Here is a 2,342-nt window from a genome sequence, read left to right as displayed (position 1 = left end):
GCCCACATCCGCGTGCCGTCCTTGCGCACCCGCCAGCCTTCCTGCTCGAAGCGGCCCTCGGTGGCAGCCGTTTCCAGCGCTCGCTTGGGCAGGTCGGTCGCCCGATCCTCCTCGGTGTAGAAGCGCGAGAAGTGCTGGCCGATGATCTCCGCCTCGCCGTAGCCCTTGAAGCGCTCGGCGCCGGGATTCCAACTGACCACGATGCCGGTCGGGTCGAGCATGTAGATCGCGTAATCGGTCACAGCCTGGACCAGCAGCCGAAAGCGATCTGCGTCTGTGCGCTCAGGGGCAGGCTCGAACTCTGATGACATGCAGTCTCCTCGAAGGCCGCTGCTCTTAGCAGGGCGAGGCGAGAGCCAACACAAGTCTATGCCATGCTCGCCGGTCGGTTCCTGCGCAGGGAGCAAATTCCGTTTCGTGTTGTGGCTGTGCCATCAGCAGAGCGACAGCGAAGACTGCATCACGCGCAGAGGGGGAGTCATGGCTACCTCATACCCTCAGAACATCAGGGGTCCTTCGAACCAACGCAGGCGCGGCGAGGAAACGCACGGGCAGCAACGCAGGTTATTGGGCGGCCGGGCTCGATAGCCTAGCGGCAGGGTAAGAAGAAATCACACCCCAGGCGCCCCGTGCCAGCAAAAGCCACCATCACGGCCTCCCTCACACCCGAACTCAGCGCCTTCATCGCTGCCAAGGTCGCAACTGGCCAGTATCGCACTGCCAGCGAGGTCATCCGCGCCGCTCTGCGCAGCCTGGGTCAGCAGGACCAATCAGAGGGGCGACATCTAGGCATGATACCGGTGCCAAGCTCAGCACCTGCCTCGTCCAGTCCAGTCTTTCTCAAGGGTGGGGGCACGATGGGCGCACTCATGCGGGAGCATGATTGGTCGGCCACCCCGCTGGGCAGCCCGGCCTCATGGCCACAGCCGCTCAAGACCCTCGTCGCGCTGATGCTCGACTCGCGCCAGCCCATGTTCATCGCCTGGGGGCCTGCGCGCGTCATGCTCTACAACGACGGCTACGCCCCCATTCTCCGGCAGCGCCACCCCGCAGCCCTCGGCAAGACCTTCGCTGAGGTCTGGTTCGACATCATGGGCAGAGTAGGGCCGATCCTCGACCGGGCCTACGCAGGCGAGTCCACGCACATGGACGACATCGCCTTGACGCTACACCGCAACGGTTATCTGGAGGAGGCGCACTTCGCCTTCTCCTACACACCTGTGCGCGACGAGGCAGGCCACATCGCGGGTATGTTCTGCGCCTGCACCGAGACCACCGAGCAGGTCAGAGCCAGAGCCGCAGTCCGAGCCGAGCGCGAGCGCTTGTACAGCCTCTTCGATCAAGCTCCCGGTTTCATGTGCGTTCTGGATGGGCCGGAGCACGTCTTCAGCCTTGCCAATGCGGCCTACCAGCGGCTCGTGGGCAAGCGCGATCTGGTCGGCACGCCAGTCCGCTCGGCACTGCCCGAGGTCGCAGGCCAGGGCTTCTTCGAGCTACTGGACAAGGTATTCGCGAGCGGCGAACCGTTCGTCGGGAGTCAAATCCCGGTCAAGCTTCGGCGGGACACAGACGGAGTGCCCGAGGACCGCTTCGTGGACTTCCTGTACCAGCCGATCACGGATGCGCAGGGGCAGGTCACCGGCATCTTCGTTGAAGGGGCTGACGTAACCGACCGGGTGCGAGGCGAGGAGCATCAGCGCCTGCTGATCAACGAACTCAACCACCGAGTGAAGAACACGCTGGCCACCGTGCAAGCCATCGCGCATCAGACCTTCCGGGGAGAGCACAGCACCAAGACCGACATCTTCGAGGCGCGACTGCTCGCGTTGTCGAAGGCGCACGATCTGCTCACCCGCGAGAGTTGGGAGGGAGCTAACCTGTCAGAAGTGGTGGAAGGAGCCATTACTCCCTTCCGCCGCTTAGACGGTACGCGCTTCAGCATTCAGGGTCCGGAAGTTTGGCTGGCTCCACGAGTTGCTCTGGCGCTTGCGATGGCGTTGCACGAGCTAGGCACGAATGCAGTCAAATACGGGGCGCTCTCCGTCCCGTCAGGTCAGGTTCAAATCCACTGGACCGCTTCGAGCAAGAGCCCGATCAGCATAGAACTGCGCTGGGAGGAGCAAGGCGGCCCGCCCGTGGTGCCGCCGACGCGCAAGGGCTTTGGCACGAGGCTAATCGAGCGCATGCTGGCGAGCGAGATGAGCGGTGTGGTTGAGCTTCAATACGAGCCAGCCGGTGTCGTGTGTGATCCTCCCCCGTTTTTGTGGACACGGAGGTTACGTTGCCCAGCGCTGCTCGGCCTGCTCAGGCGTACGGTACCCGAGGGCTGAGTGGAGGCGCTG

The 2,342-nt window shown here is 63.9% G+C and carries 2 protein-coding genes and 1 pseudogene; 2 read left to right on the top strand and 1 reads right to left on the bottom strand.

All coding sequences use genetic code 11. The annotated features are described in order from the left end of the window. A partial coding sequence (locus WDW90_RS36430) for a PAS domain S-box protein (RefSeq protein WP_336492610.1) occupies positions 1-311 on the bottom strand: 311 nt, incomplete at its 3' end. Between the two features lie 318 nt (positions 312-629). On the opposite strand from WDW90_RS36430, the pseudogene WDW90_RS41080 reads away from it, so the two are divergent. Both WDW90_RS41080 and WDW90_RS36425 read left to right on the top strand, forming a co-directional pair. Beyond that, a pseudogene (locus WDW90_RS41080) lies at positions 630-755 on the top strand (type II toxin-antitoxin system ParD family antitoxin); the annotation flags it as partial. 36 nt (positions 756-791) lie between these two features. After that, the gene (locus WDW90_RS36425; protein WP_431311201.1) at positions 792-2,330 is read left to right on the top strand and encodes a sensor histidine kinase; all 1,539 of its coding nucleotides are present in this window, start codon (positions 792-794) and stop codon (positions 2,328-2,330) included. Positions 2,331-2,342 lie beyond the last annotated feature (12 nt).

Source organism: Methylobacterium nigriterrae, assembly GCF_037106235.1.
In the GTDB taxonomy this organism is placed as follows: domain Bacteria; phylum Pseudomonadota; class Alphaproteobacteria; order Rhizobiales; family Beijerinckiaceae; genus Methylobacterium; species Methylobacterium nigriterrae.
The sequence above is the reverse complement of the archived record's forward strand: the minus strand, read 5'-3'. Positions and strand labels throughout refer to the sequence as shown.